This window comes from Aquipuribacter aurantiacus (assembly GCF_051216895.1).
Taxonomy (GTDB): domain Bacteria; phylum Actinomycetota; class Actinomycetes; order Actinomycetales; family JBBAYJ01; genus Aquipuribacter.
Genome location: NZ_JBPKAO010000005.1, coordinates 261763 through 282907, shown reverse-complemented (window position 1 = coordinate 282907; position 21145 = coordinate 261763). Strand labels below are relative to the sequence as shown.

The following is a 21145-nucleotide window of genomic DNA, read 5'->3' as shown; positions in this document are numbered from 1 at the left end:
GGTCAAGGCCGATGATGCGGGCGGCCCGTCACTTCTTCTCGGGGTCGTACCAGTGCAGCCCGGAGGACAGCAGCCGGGAGGCCTCGTTCGGGCCCATCCCCCCCGGCTCGTAGGGGTAGACCGGGATGCTGGCCCCGAGCAGGGGCTCCACCACCCGCCAGGCCTCCTCGACCGTGTCCTGGCGCGCGAACCGGCGCGGGTTGCCGTCGAGGATGTCCTCCAGCAGCCGCTCGTAGGGGTCGTCGGACTCCCCCAGGCTGGACTCGAAGTCGACCTTGAGCGCGATGGGCTTGGTGGCGAACGTCTTGCCGGGACGCTTGGCCTCGATCGACACCGACACCCCGCCGTCGCCGCCCAGGCGGAACCGGATGAGGTTGGGGTGCGGCCGGGGGGCGGCCTCCCCGGCGAACAGCAGCGTCGGGGTGGGCTTGAGCTCGATGACGGCCTCCAGCGCGGTGGTCGTCATCTGCTTGCCGGTGCGGATGAACCACGGCACCCCCGACCAGCGCCAGGAGTCGATCTCCAGGTGCAGGGCCGCGTAGGTCTCGACCTGGGAGTCCGGCGCCACGCCGGGCTCGTCCAGGTAGCCGTCGAACTGCCCGTAGACGACGTCGTCGGGGGTGATGCTGCGCGTGGCCCGCAGCACCTTGACCTTCTCGTCGCGCAGCGCCTCCGCCCCGCCCCCGGCGGGCGGTTCCATCGCGAGCACGCACACGATCTGCAGCAGGTGGTTCTGCACCACGTCGCGGACGGCGCCGACGGAGTCGTAGAACGACCCGCGACCGGCGACGCCGAAGTCCTCGGACATGGTGATCTGCACGCTGGCGACCTTGTCGCGGTTCCAGACCGGTTCGAACAGCGAGTTCGCGAACCGGAACGTCAGCAGGTTCTCGACCGTCTCCTTGCCCAGGAAGTGGTCGATCCGGAACACCTGGTCCTCGTGGAAGACCCCGCGGATGGTCTCGTTCAGCTCGCAGGCGCTGGCCAGGTCCCGACCGAACGGCTTCTCGACGATGACGCGGGCACCCTCGGTCAGGTCGTGCTCGCGCAGCTCGGAGATGACGGTCGGGAACAGCGCCGGCGGGATGGCCAGGTAGTGGGCCGGGTTCTGCGCGTCCCCGAGCACCTGCGCCAGACGGGTGTAGGTGTCGTCCTTGAGGTAGTCGCCCTGGACGTACTGGAGGCGGGCGCAGAGGGCGTCCACCGCCTCGGCGCGGACCGGGCCCTTGACGTGGGTGGTCACCGCCTCGTGGGCGCGGGCGCGCAGGGTCTCGTCGTCGCTCTCGCTCAGGGCGACGCCGATCACCGGCACGCCCAGCCGGCCCTTGGCCTCGAGCTCGTACAGGGCCGGGAAGAGCTTCTTGAACGCCAGGTCCCCGGTGGCACCGAACAGGACGAGTGCGTCGCTGCGAGTCATGCCTCTACCTCACCACGGGTCGACCCGCGAGTCCTGCTGGTGACGCAGCGTGCCCCACGGCGCTCCATCCGGGTGACAGGCCCGCGGTCGGCTACGAGGCCCGGGCCGCGGCGCCGATGCACAGACAGACGGCCCACCCAGGACGCGGGGCCGACCCACGAGCTGACGAGAGGACGACCTCAGGTGCGGACACGACCCATCGCCGGTGCCCGGAGGCCACGACCCCGCTCCCGCTCCGTCGTCGCCGTCGTCGCCGCAGCCCTCGTGGCGGCCGCCGTCGTCCTCCCGGCCGCGAGCACCGGCGAGGACAGCGCGGTGGCCGCGCCCGACCTGACCCTCTCCCTGCCCCGGTCACCCGAGCCCACCGACGACCTGCCGCTGCCGCCCCGCGCGGTCGAGGGGGTCCCGGCCGGCACCACCCCTGACGCCACCACCCCTGACGGCCCTTCTGCTGACGGCACCACCCCGGACGGCACCTCCCCGGACGGCAGCGGCGCCACCTGGGCGACGTCGACCGGCAGCGCCCGGGTCGGCAACGCTCCCACCGACCCCGCGCCCGCCGACCCGGCGCCCGCCGACCCGGCCCCGTCCGAGCCCGCGCCCGCCGGCCCCGCGCCCGCCGACCCCGCGGCGGCGCCCGCCCGACCCGCCCCCGTCGCACCGCGCCCCGCCCCGCCGACGGAGCCCGGCGCGGTCACCCCCGACGACGCCGTCACCCCGGTCGCCCCCCAGGCCCCGGCGGCGCCGGGCACCGTCTCGGGCACGCTGGTCCGGCTCTGGGCCGAGCAGCACGTCACCGAGGACACCGACCCGGCCACCGTGCACGCCGTCGACGACGGGGACGGCACGGCCACCGACCAGGCCGCGGCGTCGCTGCAGGCCTGGGTGGAGACGACCGACCGCGCCTACCAGGTGCCGCCCACGGACGTCGTCGGCGTCGAGGACGGCAGCACCGTCACCGTCGAGCTGGGCGCAGCGCCCGCCACCGAGGCGCCGTACCCCGTCGAGCGCCTCGTCCAGGTCGCCCCCGCGCCGCAGGTCGAGGGGGCCGTGACCTTCGGCGAGGGCAGCACGGACGTGTTCGGGGCCGCGGCCGCGACCGTCGTCCACGACGTCACCGTCGTCCTGGCCGTCCCCAAGGGCGCGGTCAAGGACTCGACCACCCGCGCCGCCGTCGCGGCCACCGTCAACGGCGGCGTCAACACCTTCTGGAGCCAGCAGAGCCGCGGCCAGCGGGGCGTCCGCGTCGTCGCCCAGCACGACTGGCAGACCCTGGCCCGGGACTGCTCGGACCCCATGGCCCTGTGGTCGGAGGTCGCCGGCAAGGTGGGCTGGACCGCCGGGGCCCGCAAGCACCTGCTCGTCTACCTGCCCTCCGGCGCGGGCTGCGGGGCCGGGCTCGGCACCGTGGGCGGCGGCCCGGACTCCGGCGGACGGTCCTGGGTGTCGCTGAACTCCGTGTCGATCATCGCCCACGAGCTCGGGCACAACATGGGTCTGGGCCACTCCGACGGCCTGCTGTGCACCGGCCGGTCCGACGGCACCTGGAGCGGCAGCAGCTGGCAGAGCGGCTGCGCCACCTACGGCTACCGCGACTACTACGACGTCATGGGCGTCTCCTGGAGCCAGCTGGGCTCCCTCGCCGCCCCCCACGCCGACGCCCTGGGCCTGCTCCGCTCCACCGAGCAGCTCGTCACCTCCCAGCCGGTGCGGGTCCACCTGGTGCCGGCGAGCTCCGACGGGCTGCGCGTCCTGCGGGTCGACGACCCGGGCGGGGCGTACTACGTGGAGTACCGCACGGCCTCCGGCTGGGACGCCTGGCTGTCGAACAACTACAAGGGCCTGGACGCCGGTGTGATCGTCCACCGCCGCTCCCCCAGCGACGCGCGCAAGATCCTGCTGCTGGACGGGTCGGTCACGACGGGCAGCCGCGACGGCGACTGGCGCTCCGCGCTCCCGGCCGGGACCAGCATGACCACCGCCTCCGGCGTCACCCGCCTCACGGTGGAGTCGCAGGACGCGGCCGGGGCCACCCTGGTCGTGCACCGCAACGGGGTCGGACCGAGCACCGTCGTGCCGCCCGCCGGCGGGGCGCAGGTGGAGATCCGCACGCCGACCGCCCTGGCCGCCGCCAGCGGCACCACCGTCTTCAGCGGGGTCGCGACCGCACCGGAGGGCACGCTGATGTGGGAGGTCGTCCAGGGCAGCACGGTCCGGGCGTCCGGCACCGCGCAGACCGGGGCCAACGGCACCTTCGACACCTTCCAGGTCCCGGTGGCGCTGCCCGCGGGCACCTTCACGTTCCGGGTCTGGGTCCCGGACGAGTCGTCGGGCGAGAGCGACGTCAACCAGTCGTTGCTGCAGGACGAGACCACGGTCACGCTGACCTGAGGCCGGTTCAGGGTCCGAAGGACCCGGTGTCCCAGACCTCGCGCAGGACGGTCGCGGCCCCGGTCTCGCGGGCGTCACGGCACTGCTCGACCACGGCCTCCTCGAACTGCTCGACGGTGTCCGCGGGCGGGTCCTCGGCGACGAGGTCGGCGAGCCAGAACGCCCGGAGCACGGTCAGCGCCTGCTCCTCCCGGGTGCTGGCCGGCAGCGCGAGGACGTCGTCGCAGGTGCCGGGCAGCGAGGCCAGCGAGTGCCCCAGGGCCTGCTGCGCCTGCGCGCGCGCCGCGCCGGAGGCAGCCCCGTCGGCCGCCGCGGTCGCCTGCACGACGGCGTCGCGAGCGACCTGGTCGGTGGCCGAGCGGGCCGCCTGCTCCGCCTCGGCGCACCCGACCAGCCCCGACAGGGCGAGCGCCGCCGCGCCCGCGACGACCAGCCCGGCCCGACGGGGGCGGGCCGCGCGCGGCACCACGGGGATGATCATCCCCCGCAGTCTGGCAGAGGCCGTCCAGGTATCAACCACCTGAGCCCGGCCGTTCCTCAGCGTCCCGCGGCGTACCCCTGCGCACCGCGGGCGTTGGCCGCCGCCCGCAGGAACCCGCCCTCGACCCCCACCAGGCACGTCCGCCCCAGCTGCCAGCCCCCGGTCACCTGCACGGCGTGACCACGCCCGCGCAGGTCGGCCACGACGTGCGGGGCGGTCCGGTCCTCCACCACCAGCGAGTTCGGCTCGGCCAGGCGCGGGTGGAACGAGCCGGGTGCGTGGTCGCTGTGCAGCATGGGCTCGTCCAGCAGGGACTGGAACGGCGTCAGCAGCTCCGGACCCGTCCCCGCCCGGCGGCCGTGCTCGGCCGCCGCGATCGCGCGCACCAGGAACACCGTCGTCCACTGGTCCTGCTGGTCCCCGCCGGGCGTGCCGAGGGCCAGCCACGGATCCCCGTCGCGCAGCACCAGCGTCGGCGACAGGGTGGTCCGGGGGCGCCGCCCCGGGCGCAGCGAGGCCGGCAGACCGGCCTCCACCCGGAACATCTGGGCGCGGGTGCCCAGCGGGAAGCCCAGCCCGGGCACGACGGGGCTGGACTGCAGCCAGGCCCCGCTCGGGGTGGCCGACACCACGTTGCCCCAGCGGTCGACCACGTCCAGGTGCACGGTGTCGCCCCGGGTCGCGCCGTCCCGCTGCACCGTGGGCTCCCCGACCCCCACCGCGCCGGACCCGTCCCCCGCGGCCCCCTGCGACGACGCGGGGTCCCGGACCACGGCGGCCAGCCGGGGCTCGCGCCCACCCGGCGAGCCGGGCCGCAGGTCGACGTCGGCCCGGTCGCCCACCAAGGTGGCCCGCGCGGCCAGGTAGTCCCGGTCGAGCAGGTCCGTCACCGGGACCGGGTCGTCGGCGGAGTCGCCGTACCAGGCCTCCCGGTCGGCCATGGCGAGCTTGGTGGCCTCGGCCCAGGCGTGCAGCCAGGCGGGGTCCTCGCGGCCGTCGGCGTCCCGCAGCGCGGCGCCACCGACCCCGAGCGCGTCGAGCACGCCCAGGGTCTGCAGCATCACCGGCCCCTGCCCCCAGGTCCCCGTCTTGCAGACCGTCACGCCGCGGTGCTCCAGCGTCGCGGGCTCCTCCACGCCCGGCCGCCAGGCGGCCAGGTCCTCCCCCCGGAGCAGGCCGGGGTGCGCCCGACCGGTGGTGTCGACCCAGCTCGTGGTCGAGCAGAACGTGTCGACGGCCTCGGCGACGAAGCCGCTGTACCACGCCTGGTGCGCGCGCTCCCACTGCTGGGGGTGCGACCCGGTGCCCGCCTCGGCCACCACGCGGCGGTAGGTCTCCGCGAGCGCCGGCAGCCGCAGCCGGGACCCGGGCCGGGGGACGCCGTCGGGGCCGTCGCCGACCAGGTACACCTCGGCCGAGGGCTGCCAGTGCTCGCGCAGGTGCGCCGCGGTCCGGGCGATGGTCGCGGACACCCGGTCCAGGACGGGGGCGCCGTCGGCGGCGAGCGTGATCGCGGGCGCCAGGACGTCGGCGACGGACCAGGTCCCCCACCGGGACACCAGCAGCGCCCACGCCCCGAACGACCCGGGCACGGTCGCGGCCAGCAGACCGGTGCCCGGCACGTGGTCCAGGCCCAGCGCGGTGAACGCCTCGACGGTCGCGGCGGCGGGCGCGACGCCCTGCCCGCACAGCACCTGCACGGGCGCCCCGGCCGGCTTGAGGACGATCGGCACCTCGCCGCCCGGGCCGTTCAGGTGCGGCTCGACGACCTGCAGCGCGAACCCGGTCGCCGCCGCCGCGTCGAACGCGTTGCCGCCGCGCTCGAGCACGGACTGCCCGACCGCGGTGGCCAACCAGTGGGTGCTCGCCACCATGCCGAAGGTGCCGGTCAGCTCGGGTCGGGTCGTGGTCATCCGCCCGATGGTGCCGTGGCGGCCCGGACGGGGCGAGTCAGGCGGCGACCGGGCTGAGGAAGGCGTCCCACGCGGGGTCGCGCTGCTCGGCGCCCTTGACCACCCACGCCGACCCGCGCGGGGTGTAGGGCCGGGAGGTCATGCTCCAGCCCATCTCCTCCGGCGTCCGGTTGCCCTTGACGTTGTTGCAGCGCACGCAGCAGCCCACCAGGTTGGACCAGGTGTCGGCGCCGCCGCGGCTGCGGGGCATGACGTGGTCGACCGTGGTCGCCCCGCCGCCGCAGTACACGCAGCGGTGCCCGTCCCGTCGCAGCACGCCCCGCCGGCTGACGGGCACCTGCGTCGCGTAGGGGGCCCGGATGTAGCGGCGCAGGATGATGACCGAGGGTCTGATGAAGCGGCTCGACGTCGAGACCACCTCCTCGGCGTGGGCGGCCAGCACGGTGGCCTTGCCGGTCAGCACGAGCACGACGGCCCGCCGGAACGACACGACCGCCAGCGGCTCGTAGCCGGCGTTCAGCACGAGGGTCCGCATCAGCGCCTCCTGGGACGACAGAGGCGCCGCCCCGTACGGGACGACGCCTCGACAGCACGGCAGCTCCGACTGCCCGGGTGGCTGTGCACATGGCGACGGACGAAGACGTCGCGGTGACCGGTCGGGCGTCCTGGGCGCAGGCCCGCGCGGGGCCCGGCGGGGACTGGCCCTCGGCCTCGGGCCCTCACCACCGTGCGGTGCGGACCGTGCACGGGCCCGAGCGTAGCCCGCCGGGGCCGCTGCCGGGCAGGTGGTCACGGCTCCGACGTGCGACGTGTCGCCCCGCCCGCCCCGCCTCGCGGGTGAGGTGGCGCGGTCGTAGGTTCGCGAGGTGGCCAGAACCTCGTCCTCCGACCCCACCCCCACCGTCATGTGGTTCCGGCGCGACCTGCGCCTGGACGACCACCCCGCGCTGCTCGCGGCCAGCGGCTCCGACGGCGTGGGCGGCCCGGGGGACACCGCCGTGGTGCCCCTGTTCGTCGTGGACCCGGCGCTGTGGGGACCCGCCGGCGACCCGCGGCGGGCGTGGCTGGTGCGGTCGCTGCGGGCCCTGGACGCCGCCATCGGCGGCGGGCTGGTCCTGCGCACCGGCGACCCGGTCGACGTCGTCCCCGCCGTGGCGCGCGACGCGGGCGCCACGGCGGTGCACGTGACGGCGGACAACGGCCCCTACGGCCGTCGGCGCGACCGCGCCGTCGAGGGCGCCCTGGGCGACGACGTGGAGCTGGTCCGGACCGGGACCCCGTACGCGGTCGGCCCGGGCAGCGTCCTCAACGGCTCGGGCGAGCCGTACAAGGTGTTCACGCCTTTCTACCGGGCCTGGCAGCGCAACGGCTGGCCGGCCCCGGCCGCGTCCGCAGGGGGGATCCGGTGGGAGGCCGTCGCGGGTCGGGACTGGCCCGACGAGCCGGACCTGGGCGCGCTGGTGCTGCCCGAGGCGGGTGAGGCCGCGGCCCTGGCCCGGTGGGAGGAGTTCCGCGACGAGGACCTGCTGGACTACGCCGCCCGTCGCGACCTGCCCGCCGAGGCCGGGACGTCCGCGATGAGCGCCCACCTCAAGTACGGCGAGGTCCACCCGCGGACCCTGCTCGCCGACCTGTCCCGGCTGGCCGGCGACGAGCGGCTCACCAAGGACGCCCTGGACTCGGTGGACACCTACCGCAGCGAGCTGGCGTGGCGGGAGTTCTACGCCGACGTGCTCTGGCACAACCCCCGCACGGCCCGGGAGTACCACCGCGAGCAGTACGCCGCGATGCGCTACGACTCCCCCACCTCCGAGCAGGGCCGGCAGCGGCTGACCGCCTGGCAGGAGGGTCGGACCGGGTTCCCGGTCGTGGACGCCGGGATGCGGCAGCTGAAGGCCGAGGGCTGGATGCACAACCGGATCCGGATGGTGGTGGCCAGCTTCCTGGTGAAGGACCTGCACATGGAGTGGCAGCTCGGCGCGAGGCACTTCCTGCGCTGGCTGCGGGACGGCGACCTGGCCAGCAACAACCACGGCTGGCAGTGGGCGGCCGGGTCCGGCACCGACGCGTCACCGTTCTTCCGGGTGTTCAACCCCGTCACGCAGGGCCAGAAGTTCGACCCCACCGGCGAGTACGTCCGCCGCTACGTGCCCGAGCTCGCCCACCTGAGCGGGAAGGCCGTCCACGAGCCCTGGGACGCCGCGGACGGCTACGCCCACGGCTACCCCGAGCGCATCGTCGACCACAAGGCCGAACGCCTCGAGGCGCTCGAGCGGTTGTCCGAGGTCACGGGCTGACGGCTCGTCCCGGACCCTGCTCGGGCGAGGCCGCGTCCGCGCTGATCCGGTCGGGTGAGCGGGCGTCAAGGCCCCTCACCCCGTTGCCGATCACTCAGCGTGACCAGAACAGACGCCCCCGCCGACGCCGCCGGACCCGCCACGGACGCCCCGCGCGCCCTGGCCTGGCTGCCGCGCGGGACGTCGCTGCCGGCCGAGGACTGGCGTCGTCGCCACCGCTCCGTGCTCCTGGTCCTCGGGGTCCAGGCCGCGGTCCTGCCCCTGGCCGCCCTGGTCCTCGTCGGGCCGGACCCGACGGTGCTGCTGTCCGCGCTGGTGCCCCTGGTCATGACGGGCGTGGCCGCATCGCCCCGGCTGCCGCGCCAGGTCCGGGCCGCGGTCGCCGGCCTGGGGCTGATGGTGGTCTCCGCGGTCGTCGTGCAGGTGTCCGGGGGCGTCATCGAGGCCCACTTCCACTTCTTCGTCATGATCGGCGTCGTCGCGCTCTACGAGTCCTGGTGGCCGTTCGGGCTCGCGGTCGGGTTCGTCCTGGCCCACCACGGCGTGCTCGGGACCGTGTTCAGCGACGCGGTCTACAACCACGAGGGCGCCCGTCAGGACCCCTGGCTCTGGGCCGGCGTGCACGCCGGTCTGTTCGGCTTCGCCTGCCTGGGCTCCATCGTCAACTGGCGCCTGCACGAGGGCGCCCGCACGGTCGAGCAGCAGCTGCACGGCGACCTGGCGGCGCAGGCGCGGGTGGACGAGCTGACGGGTCTGCCCAACCGGGCCGCCCTGCACGAGCACGCCGAGCAGCTCATCGACTCCTCGGTGCGGGAGGACCGCCCGCTCACGGTCCTGATGGTCGACCTCGACCGCTTCAAGCTGATCAACGACACCCTCGGTCACGCCTGGGGCGACGCCCTGCTGCGCGAGGTCGGGCCCCGGTTGCACGGCGGGCTGCGCGACGGCGACGTCCTCGCCCGCCTCGGCGGGGACGAGTTCGCGGCGCTGCTGCCCGGGCTGGTGGCCGAGCAGGCCATGGACGTAGCCGAACGGCTCCGGGAGCGGCTGCGGCAGGGCTTCGTCGTCGACGGCATCGACCTGGACGTGGACGCCAGCGTCGGCGTGGCCACGTTCGACCCGCGCCAGCACACGGCGGCCACCGTGGGCACCGGCGACCGCGGGTCCCGGGCCCCGGCGGACGGCACGGGAGGCGCCACCCGCCCCTGCCTGGACGACCTGCTCCGTCGCGCGGACGTCGCGATGTACGCGGCCAAGCGCTCCGGCAGCGGTGCGCTGGCCTACTCCTCCCGCGAGGACGACCACAGCCGCTCCCGCCTGGCGCTGCTGTCCGACCTGCGCCGGGCCATCACCGAGGAGCAGCTGGTGCTGCACTACCAGCCCAAGCTCGACATGAGCAGCGGGCTGGTCTCCGGGGCCGAGGCGCTGGTCCGCTGGAACCACCCCGAGCGCGGCCTGCTGATGCCGGCGGACTTCGTGCCCGACGTGGAGTCCACGGGCCTGGCCCTGCCGTTCACCGACCTGGTGCTCGACCAGGCGATGGCGCAGGTGCGCCGCTGGCGCGACGCCGGTCGACCGCTCCAGGTCGCGGTCAACGTGCCACCGCGGTGCCTGCTGGACCCGGAGTTCCCCGACCGGGTCGCCGCGCTGCTGCGGCGCCGCGACCTGCCGGCGGCGTCGCTGCGCATCGAGGTCACCGAGTCGTCGCTGATGACCGACCCGGCGGCGGTCCTGCAGACCATGCTCGCGCTGTCGGCGCAGGGGGTCGGCCTGTCGATCGACGACTTCGGCACCGGGTACTCCTCGCTCACCCACCTGCGCGAGCTGCCGGTGGACGAGCTCAAGGTCGACCGCTCGTTCACCCTGGGCATGACCACGTCCAGCGACGACGCCGTGATCGTCCGCAGCGCCGTCGAGCTCGGTCACCGCCTGGGCCTCGCGGTGGTGGCGGAGGGCGTCGAGGACGACGCCACCCTGTCGGCGCTGCACGAGGAGTCGGTGGACGTCGTGCAGGGCTACCTCGTGGCCAGGCCGATGAGCGTCGAGGCCATGGACGACTGGCTCGAGGCCCGTGACCGGGTGCCCGCCCAGCGGGCCGGGTCCCTCAGCGAGCAGCCCGCCCGCTGAGCGTCCGGCGCCTCAGCGGGCCTGGAAGGCGCCCGAGGCGCGGAACCGCTCCAGCAGGGCGAGCACGACCCCGGTGCTGCTGCGCAGCGGCGCCGGCAGGTCCTCGCGGAGGTACCAGCCGACCGACCGGGTCTCGACGGCGTCGGGGCGGGGGTGGACGGCCGCCGCGTCCACCCCGGGCAGCAGGAAGCACATCGCGTAGGCGAGCACGACGTCCCCGTTCGGGTAGACGAGGGTGTGCTCGCCGGGGTCGGACAGGCAGGCGAAGGGCACGAGGTCGGCCTCGGACGCGAGCAGACCGGTCTCCTCCTGCAGCTCGGCCACCGCCGTCGCGGTGAACGACTGGCCCGGCTCGCACGAGCCGGCCGGCACCTCCCACTCGTGGTCGTCGACGCGCTGCTGCAGGAGCAGCCGCCCCGAGCGGTCCTCCACCACCACCTGCGCGCCGGGCACCAGCAGCGGCACGGGGCCGACCACGGCCCGCAGCCGACCGAGATGGCTGTCCTGGAAGCTCACCGGCCCACCCTGGCACCCGCCCCGGACGCCGACCGCCGGCCCCGTCCGAACCGGTCCGGCAAACCCCCTGGCGTCGACGCCGATGTCGACCTACCGTTCTGCCACACGGAAGGGAGGTGATCCGAAAGCATGACGTCTTCTCGGACCTGTGAGGTGGCTGTCCGCTGACGCGGCCCGCCAGGACCTGACTGCCGGCGAATCTCCGTCAGCCACCGCAGCCCCCGGGTGTCGCCACTGGTCCACGCGACCGCCGGTCCGCATCGTCGGCCGGCACCCCGGGGGCTGTCCCCTGCCCTCAGGGCCAGCGGCGCTCGACACGCCAGTCCTCGGCCGCCTCCAGGCGCCCCGTCCCACCCCGCGAGACGAACACGAGCCGGTCGTGCAACCTCGACGGCCGGCCCTGCCAGAACTCGACCTCGGTGGGCTGCAGCCGGAACCCGCCCCAGTGCTCCGGCAGCGGGACGTCGTCGCCGGACCCCGTGTCCGGCCAGCGCTCGCGCAGCTCGGCCTCGCGGGCCTCGACGGTCTCCCTGGAGTCGACGGGCGCGGACTGCTGCGACGCCCAGGCCCCGATCCGGGAGCCGTAGGGCCGGCTCACGAAGTAGGCGGCCACCTCGTCCCGGGCCAGCACCGCGACGCGGCCCCGCACGACGACCTGCCGCTGCACCGGGTACCAGCCGAAGAGCAGCGCCGCGGCCGGGTTGCCCGCCAGGTCGCGGCCCTTGCGCGACCCCAGGTTGGTGTAGAACCGGAAGCCGTCGTCGGCCAGCCCCTTGAGCAGCACCGTCCGCGACGACGGCGCCCCGTCGGCGTCGACCGTGCTCAGCACCACGGCGTTGGGCTCGACGACCGCGGGGACGTGCTGCAGGTCGTCGAACCAGGCACGGAACTGGGCCGCCGGCGTGGGGGCCAGGTCGGCCTCGTGCAGGGCGCCCGCCTCGTAGCTGAGGCGGAGGTCGGCGAACTCGTCGGGGGCCATCTCGGTAGTGTCGTCGGTGTCCACGGGCACCACGACCCGGACCACCGGCCGCACAGCCGCACGACTCGACGGGGAGCGCGCATGAGCACCACCGACCAGCAGGTCGCCCACGGCCTCGAGGGGGTCGTCGCCTTCGAGACGACGATCGCCGAGCCCGACCGGGACGGCGGCGCGCTGCGGTACCGCGGTGTCGACATCACCGAGCTCGCCGGCGTCGTGCCGTTCCAGCAGGTCTGGGGCCTGCTGGTGGACGACGCCCCGCGACCCGGCCTGGTCCCGGGCGAGCCGCTGCCGCTGCCGGTGGCCACCGGGGACGTGCGGGTGGACGTTCAGGCGTCCCTGCCGACCCTGGCCGCCACCTGGGGGCTGAAGCCCGTGCTGGACGTCGAGGCCACCACGGTCCGCGACGACCTGGCCCGGGTCAGCGACGCCGTCCTGTCCTTCACCGCCCAGTCCGCCCGCGGCGAGCAGCCCGTCGTGCCGGTGCCGCGCGTCGAGCAGGCGAGCACCGCGGCCGAGCGCTTCATGGTCCGCTGGCGCGGCGAGCCCGACCCCCGCCACGTCGAGGCGGTGGACGCCTACTGGGTGAGTGCCGCCGAGCACGGCATGAACGCCTCGACCTTCACCGCCCGCGTGGTCACCTCCACCGGGGCCGACGTCGCCGCCGCGGTGGCCGCCGCCGTCGGGGCGATGAGCGGGCCGCTGCACGGCGGGGCGCCGAGCCGGGTGCTGCACATGCTGGACGGCGTCGAGCAGCGCGGCGACGCGCTGGCCTACGTCCGTGGGGCCCTGGACGCCGGGGAGCGGCTGATGGGCTTCGGGCACCGGGTCTACCGGGCCGAGGACCCCCGGGCCCGGGTCCTGCGCGCCACCGCCGAGCGGCTCGGCGCGCCCCGGTTCGAGGCGGCGGCCGCGCTGGAGGAGGCCGCCCTCGCCGAGCTGCAGGCCCGCAAGCCCGACCGCGTGCTCGCCACCAACGTGGAGTTCTGGGCGGCCGTGGTCCTCGACTTCGCCGAGGTGCCACCGGCCATGTTCACGCCCATGTTCACGTGCGCGCGCACCGCCGGCTGGGCCGCGCACGTGCTGGAGCAGAAGCAGACCGGGCGCCTCATCCGCCCCTCCGCACGCTACGTGGGCAGGGGCCCTCGCAGCCTCTGACACCTGCGACCATGGCGGCCGTGAGGATCCCCGCCGACCTGCTCCCGACCGACGGTCGGTTCGGCTCCGGCCCGAGCCGCATCCGCGCCGCCCAGCTCGACGCCCTGGCCGCGGCGGGGTCCGGTCTGCTGGGCACCTCCCACCGGCAGGAACCCGTCCGGGCCCTGGTCCGCCGGGTCCGGCACGGGGTCGCGGAGCTGCTGGGCGTGCCCGACGGCTACGAGGTCGTCCTCGGCAACGGCGGGTCCTCCGCGTTCTGGGACGTCGCCACCGGGTGGTTGGTGGGCTCCCGCGTGCAGCACCTGGTGCACGGGGAGTTCGCGGCCAAGTTCGCCGCCTGCACCGCCCGCGCCCCGTTCGTGGCCGAGTCCGACGACGTCCTGGCCGAGCCGGGGTCGATGGGCACGCCGTACGCCGTGGCCGGCGTCGACACCTACGCCTGGCCGCACAACGAGACGTCCACCGGGGTGCTGGCGCCCGTGCAGCGGGTCGCGGGCGCGGACCCGGAGGCCCTGCTGCTGGTCGACGCGACGTCCGCGGCCGGCGGGGTGGCGGTGGACGTGTCGCAGACCGACGCCTACTACTTCGCCCCGCAGAAGGCGTTCGGCTCCGACGGCGGGCTGTGGCTGGCGGTGCTGTCCCCGGCCGCGGTGGCCCGCACCGAGGCGCTCCGGTCCTCCGACCGCTGGGTGCCGGACTTCCTGTCGCTGCCCGCCGCGATCGCCGCGTCCCGCAAGGACGAGACCGTCAACACCCCGGCGCTGACGACGCTGCTGCTGATGGCCGAGCAGCTGGACTGGCTGCTGGGCCAGGGCGGGCTCGCCTGGTCCGCCGCCCGGTGCCTGGAGTCCTCCGGGCTGGTCTACGACTGGGCCGAGCAGCGTGACTTCGCGACGCCGTTCGTCTCCGACCCCGCGCTGCGCAGCCCGGTCGTGGTGACGGTGGACCTGGTGGGCGTCGACGCGGCGGAGGTCGCCCGGGTGCTGCGGGCCAACGGCGTCGTCGACGTCGACCCCTACCGCAAGCTCGGCCGCAACCAGCTCCGCGTGGGCACGTTCCCCTCGGTCGAGCCCGACGACGTGCGCGCGCTGCTGGCCTGCGTGGACCACGTCGTCGAGCGGCTGACGGCGTGAGCGCCGGTACCCCCCTGGCTCCACCGCTGCGCCGCTCGGCCATCACCGCCGCGGCCTACAGCGCGGTCATCACGTGGGGCTGGTTCGTGTTCGCGTCCGGGCCGATCCTGCCGCTGATCGGTCTGGACATGGGGTTGTCCAAGACCCTGGTCGGCCTGCACGCCACGTTCCTGTCCATCGGCAGCGTGACCTCGGCCCCCCTGCTGGTGCCGGTCGTGCGACGGGTCCGACGGTGGGGCGCGATGGCGCTGGGCTGCGGCCTGGTCAGCCTCGCGGCGGTGCTGCTGTCGGTCGGGTCGCTGTTCCCCGGGTGGGGCCTGACGATGACGCTGGCGGGCATGGTGTCGGCCGGCTTCGGCGGCACGATGCTGATCGCGACGTCGTCGGCCGTGATGGACGAGCACCACGGCCGGGCCTCCAACGCCGCGGTCAGCGAGGCCAACGGGCTGGGCTCCGGGCTGGGTGTCCTGGCGCCGCTGCTGATCGGGGCCAGCGTCGCGCTGGGTCTGACCTGGCGCCCCGCCCTGCTGGCCATGCTGCTGGTCGCCCTGGCCGCGCTGCTGCTGCTGCGGCGGGTGCTCGAGCTGGACCACCAGGGCCGCCTCGACGCCTCGCCGCTGCGGGCGGTCCCGGCCTCGGCCACCGACTCCGACGGCAAGCGGTTCCCGCTGCCCCGGCGGGTCTGGGTCATCCTCGCGGTGATCATGAGCGGCGTCGGCATGGAGGTCAGCCTCAACACGTGGTCCGCGGAGCTGCTGCGCGAACGCACGGTGCTCGACGCGGCCGGCGCGAGCGCGGCCGTGGCGGCGTTCGCGCTGGGCATGACCATCGGCCGGTTCGTCGCGGTGCCGCTGGCGCAGCGCTGGACCAGCAGCCGGCTGCTGCGCGTCGCCCTGGTCGTCCTCGCCCTCGGCTGGACCCTGATGTGGGTGGCCACGCTGTCCACGACGAGCTGGGTGACCCTGGCGGTCCTGGGTCTCGCGCTGAGCGGGGCCGGGGCCGGGGCGTTCTTCCCGATCGGGTCCGCGTGGCTCGTGCGCAGCTCGGCCGGGCAGGCCGAGCGCGGCATGGCCCGGGTGTCGATCGGCGTCGGGCTCGCCGCGGGCGTGGTCCCGTTCGGGGTCGGGGTGGTCGCCGACGCCGTCGGGATCCACCTGGCCCTGCTGTTCGTGCCGTTCGGCCTGGCCCTGGTCACCGTCGGGCTGGCGGTGCTGCGCTCGCGCGCGGTCCACGACTGAGGGCAAGGGCAACTCACTTACGTCCTCGTGGCAGCGACGCTCAATTCAAGGTGCCGCGATGTTGCGCCGCTGCCGAAGTACACCGCCCCCCGTCTTGAAGTTCACGAACGTAGCGCCACGCAGCCAGGCCGTTCCAACACGCGGCGAAGTATGCACGAGCAGAGATTTCAACTGGTCTCCCACGTCCCTGCCTTGTCGTATCGCATCGATCATCGCTTCATCTTCTATTCCGACTCGTATGGCGTCACGCCAGACCTGACCACCCACGGCAGCGTCGAAGAGAATCTGAGTGCGCGCGATTCGCGTCGGATCCGTCTCGTAGGCGGCGGCAGCTAACCAAACAACGCAATCTCGAACCGACTGCTGATCCAGGAAGACTGCTCGAAACTGCGCTATGTGTTGGTTGTCCCAACCAGCAATAGTCTCCTCGGACTCAGCGACCAGCTGCGACATTGCCCGTTCGGGCAGCCTATAGGTCTGAACGCCAACCTCAAGTAGTTCAGCCAACAGGGATTCATCATGTTCCTGCTTGTTGATTGGCGACGCGAGGCGGCTAAGACAGCGCATCAAGATCGAGTAGGAATTGCCCCAAACGTCCTCGGAGATGAGCAGAGAGGTCAGCGCCCGGTCCACGGCGGCGCGAGGACCAGAACGCAGAGAATCTACCGAAAGGGCCCCGATGTCGAGTTCAAGGTGCTTCCACAGAATCGGAGCGGGACCGGAGGAGTCGTACTGTCTGCCTAATGGGCCGTACCACGGGTCTTCGACCTGCGGGCGTCGACCAGTCAAGACCAGGGAGGCGTATTCACGACTCAATTCTCTCATTACGGACTTAGGTTGGGCGTCAGCCGCCCGGAGCGCGCGCCCGCGAGGGTCGCGGTATAGATCGAAGAAGGCCGTCGCCTCTGCACTGGTTCGCTTAGTCTGCCCACTGAGGTAGGCATTCAATACCTCGTCCATCACCGAAGCACCTACTGGGGAAGAGTTGATCAACCTCAATAGAAGCGCATAGCCCTCAAGGCGTATAGGGCTCAAGTTCACACCCTGCAAGCGAAGCAGCCTTCGTGGCAGCGCGCCAAGCTCTCCCTCGTTTACCTCATCGAAGGCTTGCATGATCAACTCCGGCATCACCGAACTCGGATTCTGCCGGTACGTCTCGTATAGGTGCAGCGCAACCTTCTCAGGATCCTTCTGGCGCCGGACTAACGCCTCTGCTTCAAAATACTCTCGGAACGTCTGGTGAGTGAAGCCGAACAGTCGGTCCCCGGCTTGATTGGTTCCGACTCGGGACAAGAGCCACGTCCGATCAGCGCAGTAATCTAGGAAATCCTGCGCCCGGTCTGCCGCTACGTCGTGATCCACGCCTGCAGTCTGAGTAAAGAACGTAGTCAGGAGACTGCGCAACTGCCGTTCCTCGACACCTCTGTTCTTCGCGTTCTTCGAGAAGAAGTCGCCAAGATCCCGCATGATCTTCATGCCGTACTCAAGATGGTCGAAGGGTACGTGAATTTGTCGCTGAGAATCCCACTTGCGCATCAGGAGAAGCGAGCACTCACGGTAGATCTCGCGTCGATTTCTAGGAATGTAACCCTGGTCAACGTAGACCGAGCAGATGAGCGATAGAATCAGGGGATTGTTCTTAATTTCGCCGAGCGACGTCACTTCGGACAGGAAGGGCGCGGCCAACTCAACACGACCTGCGACGCGGCGAAACCAGGTGTTTGCGTACTCCGCGACTTGCGCCTCCGAGAACTCTTCCAGGCCAAGTTTCGCGAACGAGCGGTGATCTAACCAGTCGGCTGAGTAGCCGATCTTGCGCGCCGTGACCATAACGGGTGTCGTTGGGTAGGTTGAACAGAAGAGACGAATGCGTGTTGCGGTCTCCTGCCGCTCGAGGGATGTTGTAATCTCATCAAGACCATCGAAGATAACAAACGCCTTGCCAAGGGCGCACAGATGCTCAACGGACTCCACCGAGGCATCGGTTACTGCCAAGTCTTTTCGAAGTGAGTCGCTCATGGACTCCATCAAACTCTGATCAGCCGAACCATTCAGGTCACGACACCGGAGGACTAGTGGCGCGTACCGTCCATCACTAGCCAACTGAGTCGCTGTCCTCTCGACAAGAGTCGACTTGCCAACGCCAGGATCGCCGACGACGACAGCTCTCAGGGCCGGAAAAGACTGCGCTGTCAGATCCGCATAATCGAGGTCACCGTTTTCACGGGAGGAGGCTAAAGCATGTCCCGCGAGAGGATGCAAGAGCCGTTCGATATATAACTCTGATGCGCTCTCCTCCAGACCGGCCGGCCTCCTATCGCCCGAGATGTGGCGCAGTTTCAGCGTGCCGAAAGTGTGGGGCACGGCCGCGCAAATGTCGTGACTTAGCGCACACAAAGCACGCAGTGATTGCGCGTTACCCAGAGCAGTCAACGACTGTCGAACAAACCGCGGGAGGCCACTCTGCTCTCCACTTGCAAGGGTTTTGTCGATGGCGGTCTGCTGCTGAGCGGTCAACGCCCGTAACAGTTGCCCAGGCGTTACCCAAGCGAAGGAGGGCTCAATGAGTTCCATCCACACCAGGTCGCTGGACTCTATCCATTCGACCTGCCCCACCGCGCGTACAGATATCTGACGAAAAGCCAAGCGCGCAAGATTCCGTAAGTTTGCTTCCGATTCCATCTGTTCGGCAGGCCCAATGAGCGCCCTAGCAATCGCGTATGACCCCGCAAGCGACGTGAACTCGCTTGTAGCGAGCACCGTTGCGAGCTCAGCCTGTTGTGGGCCTGAAAGCAAGAGCTCATCCGCCAGCAACACGTCCGCCTGCAATTTCGCCACGCGGGTGGACTCGGTAGCCGACAACCCCGAAAAGGCACTAACAGCGGCTCTCTCCAGGACACCACCGAGAGCTGTCGCAAGAACTGATTCGATCACGAGACCCCCGCACCGTGGGACTACGTCGTCCCCACAATCGACAACTTACCGTCAGCCACGGGGCCGTGCATGCCTCTGAGCAGATTGGCAAGCACCGGACGGACGCCGAGGGCCGCGCAGGTGGCGTCGACGTCGGCGGCCAGGCCGGGCGGGGGCGCCTCGCCGGTGCGCACCGCGCGCAGCAGGGTGTTGCGGGGGGTGTGCTCGGGGTCGACGAGCTCGACGGCGTCGGTGCGGTAGCCGTGCAGGCGCAGCAGGTCCGCGCGCAGGGCGTCGGTGACGGTGTCCAGCAACCGGGCCCGCAGGATGCCGTCGCGCAGCATCGGGCGCAGGGCGGCGGCCGCGCCCGCGACGGCGCCGTCGACGGCCGACGAACCGCGGGCGTCGACCTGGCGACGCAGGTCCTGGTGGCAGCACGGCGCGGCCAGCACGGTGCGGGCACCCCAGCCGACGGCCTGGGCGAGCGCCTCGTCGGTCGCGGTGTCGCAGGCGTGCAGGGCCAGCACCACGTCGGGGGCCTCGTCCGGTCGCCAGGCGCCCGCGGAGTCGACGACGAACTCCACGCCGGTCTCGCCGATCCGGTCCACCAGCCCGGTGTTGCGGGCGATGACGTCGTCACGGACGTCGACCCCCACCGTGGTGACGGGTCCCCGACGGGACAGCCAGCGGTGCGCGGCCAGCGTCAGGTAGGCGTTGCCGCAGCCCAGGTCCACCACGCGCAACGGCCGGTCGGCGGGCTGGTCACCGACGACGTCGTCGAGGCGGCCCAGGAACGCGTCCACCTGACGGCGCTTGGCCGCGCCGGCCCCGACGGCGTCGAAGAGCGGGTCGTCCGGGGCGAGGCGGTGCTGCTTGACCCGGTCGTGGGACGCGGCCGGCCAGCCGGCGGTGGCGGACGCACCGGTCCCCGGGGCCACGCCCGAGCGGTGGACCTGGGCCTCGCCCTTCTTGGTGACGCGCAGCTGCAGCGTGCCCCCGGCGTGGTCGACGTGCCAGTTGCCGAACGGCTCGGCCAGCAGCTCGTCCACGGCGCCGGGCAGGGCGTCGGCGTCCAGCGTCCGGGTCAGGGGGGCGCGCTCGTGCCGCTCGGTCAGCACGACCCGACGCCCGGCGGACACCGTCACCGGTCGCAGCTCCACGCGCGGGGCCCGCGGCGTGGCCCCGCGGCGACGGCCGGCGGCCACGGCCTTGACCAGGTCGGGCGACAGCAGCAGGGCCCGCACCTCGGCGAGGGCCACGTCCAGGGACTCGGGCATCAGGCCACCTTCTCGGTGTCGGCGTCGGTGCGGGGGCCGGTCTGGAGCACCAGGCGGGGCCGGGCGTGGGCGCGGTAGCGGACCTCGACCTCGGAGCGGCGCACCAGGTGGATCAGCACGACCGTGGCGGCCATCAGCGCGGTGGCCCCGCCGATGGCGATGGTCCACCGGGCCCCGAACGTCTCCCCGACCCAGCCGATCAGGGGCGCCCCGAGCGGGGTGCCGCCGATGAAGACGGCGAAGTACAGCGCCATCACCCGCCCCCGCATCTCCGGCGGGGTCGACAGCTGCACGGTGGCGTTGGCCGCCGTCATCAGGGTCAGCGCGCTGAGCCCGACCAGGGTGAGCGAGGCGGCGAAGGTCCAGTAGGTCGGCATCAGGGAGGCCACGGACGAGGTGACGCCGAACGCGATGACCGCACCCAGGACCAGCCGCAGCCGGGCCCGCCTGCGGCCGGCGGCGACGAGCGCCCCGGTGAGCGAGCCCACCGCGAGGAACGAGCCGAGCAGGCCGTACGACCCCGGCCCCCGGTCGAACTCGATGCGGGCCATCACGGCGGTGGTCAGCTGGAAGTTGAGCCCGAAGGTGCCGACCACGAACACCAGCAGCATGACCAGCATGATGTCGGCGCGGGTGCGGACGTAGCGCAGCGCCTCGGCCATCCGCTGCAGCCCGCTCATCCCGCCCGTGCCCTGCCCGGGGCTGCGGGAGCGCGTCATCGCGAGGACCACGACGGTGAAGCCGAACGACACCGCGTTGATGAGGAACACCGGTCCGGTGCCCACCCAGGCGATGAGCAGCCCCGCCGTGGCGGGCCCCAGCAGCCGCCCCAGGTGGAACGTCGCGGCGTTGAGCCCGATGGCGTTGGGCAGGTCCGCCGGCGGCACCAGCGAGGTGACGTAGGTCTGCCGCGCCGGGGCGTCGAACGCCGTCACGACGCCGAGCGCGAGCGCGAAGCCGTAGACGTGCCAGACCTGGGCGGCGCCGGTCAGCACGAGGACGCCCAGCCCCAGCGCCAGCACCCCCTGCAGGGTCTGGCTGATCTGGAGGATGCGGCGCTTCTCGAACCGGTCGGCGATCAGGCCGGCCCACGGCGCCAGCAGCACCATCGGCAGGAACTGCAGCCCCGTCACGATGCCGACGGCCAGGGCGGAGTCCTCGGTCAGGTCGACCAGGACCAGCCAGTCCTGCGCGATGCGCTGCATCCAGGTGCCGGTGTTGGACACGATGGCGGCGCCGGCCCACAGCCGGTAGTCGCGGTGGGCGAGGGAGCGGAAGGTGTTGTGCAGCGCGCGGCTCACAGGT

At 72.8% G+C, this 21145-nt stretch carries 15 protein-coding genes; 6 read left to right on the top strand and 9 right to left on the bottom strand.

The window, feature by feature from the left end:
• Positions 1 to 28: 28 nt before the first annotated feature.
• A complete protein-coding gene (gene zwf / locus ACR80Q_RS09530; protein ID WP_435377368.1) occupies positions 29 to 1417 on the bottom strand; it encodes a glucose-6-phosphate dehydrogenase in 1389 nt (462 codons plus the stop codon).
• A gap of 183 nt (positions 1418 to 1600) precedes the next feature.
• On the opposite strand from zwf, the gene ACR80Q_RS09525 reads away from it, so the two are divergent.
• Positions 1601 to 3808: a Gmad2 immunoglobulin-like domain-containing protein gene (locus ACR80Q_RS09525; protein WP_435377367.1), complete on the top strand. Its 2208-nt coding sequence runs from the start codon at positions 1601 to 1603 to the stop codon at positions 3806 to 3808.
• A gap of 7 nt (positions 3809 to 3815) precedes the next feature.
• On the opposite strand, the gene ACR80Q_RS09520 is transcribed toward ACR80Q_RS09525, so the two are convergent.
• Genes ACR80Q_RS09520 through ACR80Q_RS09510 form a run of 3 tightly spaced genes read right to left on the bottom strand, consistent with a single transcriptional unit; the run spans position 3816 to position 6737 of the window.
• On the bottom strand, positions 3816 to 4289 hold the full coding sequence (locus tag ACR80Q_RS09520; RefSeq protein ID WP_435377366.1) for a hypothetical protein: 474 nt from the start codon (positions 4287 to 4289) through the stop codon (positions 3816 to 3818).
• Between the two features lie 56 nt (positions 4290 to 4345).
• Positions 4346 to 6202: a gamma-glutamyltransferase family protein gene (locus tag ACR80Q_RS09515; RefSeq protein ID WP_435377365.1), complete on the bottom strand. Its 1857-nt coding sequence runs from the start codon at positions 6200 to 6202 to the stop codon at positions 4346 to 4348.
• Between the two features lie 37 nt (positions 6203 to 6239).
• Entirely contained in the window at positions 6240 to 6737 is a 498-nt protein-coding gene (locus ACR80Q_RS09510; protein WP_435377364.1) for an HNH endonuclease, read from the bottom strand.
• Between the two features lie 331 nt (positions 6738 to 7068).
• Here ACR80Q_RS09510 and ACR80Q_RS09505 point away from each other — a divergent pair, with 331 nt between their 5' ends.
• Together ACR80Q_RS09505 and ACR80Q_RS09500 are read left to right on the top strand one after the other, a co-directional pair.
• Entirely contained in the window at positions 7069 to 8499 is a 1431-nt protein-coding gene (locus tag ACR80Q_RS09505; RefSeq protein ID WP_435377363.1) for a cryptochrome/photolyase family protein, read from the top strand.
• A 99-nt stretch (positions 8500 to 8598) separates the two neighbouring features.
• A complete protein-coding gene (locus tag ACR80Q_RS09500; protein WP_435377362.1) occupies positions 8599 to 10626 on the top strand; it encodes a putative bifunctional diguanylate cyclase/phosphodiesterase in 2028 nt (675 codons plus the stop codon).
• A gap of 12 nt (positions 10627 to 10638) precedes the next feature.
• Here ACR80Q_RS09500 and ACR80Q_RS09495 read toward each other — a convergent pair whose 3' ends face one another.
• Together ACR80Q_RS09495 and pdxH are read right to left on the bottom strand one after the other, a co-directional pair.
• On the bottom strand, positions 10639 to 11142 hold the full coding sequence (locus ACR80Q_RS09495) for an NUDIX domain-containing protein (RefSeq protein WP_435377361.1): 504 nt from the start codon (positions 11140 to 11142) through the stop codon (positions 10639 to 10641).
• Positions 11143 to 11437: 295 nt separating this feature from the next.
• Positions 11438 to 12145, bottom strand: a complete 708-nt coding sequence (pdxH, locus tag ACR80Q_RS09490) for a pyridoxamine 5'-phosphate oxidase (protein ID WP_435377360.1) — start codon at positions 12143 to 12145, stop codon at positions 11438 to 11440.
• 57 nt (positions 12146 to 12202) lie between these two features.
• Between pdxH and ACR80Q_RS09485 the strand changes: the two genes are divergently transcribed.
• The 3 genes from ACR80Q_RS09485 to ACR80Q_RS09475 are packed head-to-tail and all read left to right on the top strand — an operon-like array spanning position 12203 to position 15650.
• On the top strand, positions 12203 to 13279 hold the full coding sequence (locus ACR80Q_RS09485; RefSeq protein WP_435377359.1) for a citrate synthase 2: 1077 nt from the start codon (positions 12203 to 12205) through the stop codon (positions 13277 to 13279).
• Between the two features lie 11 nt (positions 13280 to 13290).
• On the top strand, positions 13291 to 14412 hold the full coding sequence (serC, locus tag ACR80Q_RS09480; protein ID WP_435377358.1) for a phosphoserine transaminase: 1122 nt from the start codon (positions 13291 to 13293) through the stop codon (positions 14410 to 14412).
• On the top strand, positions 14409 to 15650 hold the full coding sequence (locus ACR80Q_RS09475) for an MFS transporter (RefSeq protein WP_435377357.1): 1242 nt from the start codon (positions 14409 to 14411) through the stop codon (positions 15648 to 15650). Before serC ends, ACR80Q_RS09475 begins: the two co-directional genes overlap by 4 nt.
• Before the next feature lie 45 nt (positions 15651 to 15695).
• On the opposite strand, the gene ACR80Q_RS09470 is transcribed toward ACR80Q_RS09475, so the two are convergent.
• From ACR80Q_RS09470 to ACR80Q_RS09460, 3 genes are all read right to left on the bottom strand, one after another.
• Positions 15696 to 18467, bottom strand: coding sequence for an NACHT domain-containing protein (locus ACR80Q_RS09470; protein ID WP_435377356.1), 2772 nt, complete (start codon positions 18465 to 18467; stop codon positions 15696 to 15698).
• Positions 18468 to 18604: 137 nt separating this feature from the next.
• Positions 18605 to 19840, bottom strand: coding sequence for a class I SAM-dependent methyltransferase (locus ACR80Q_RS09465; RefSeq protein WP_435377355.1), 1236 nt, complete (start codon positions 19838 to 19840; stop codon positions 18605 to 18607).
• A complete protein-coding gene (locus tag ACR80Q_RS09460; protein ID WP_435377354.1) occupies positions 19840 to 21141 on the bottom strand; it encodes an MFS transporter in 1302 nt (433 codons plus the stop codon). Before ACR80Q_RS09460 ends, ACR80Q_RS09465 begins: the two co-directional genes overlap by 1 nt.
• Positions 21142 to 21145 lie beyond the last annotated feature (4 nt).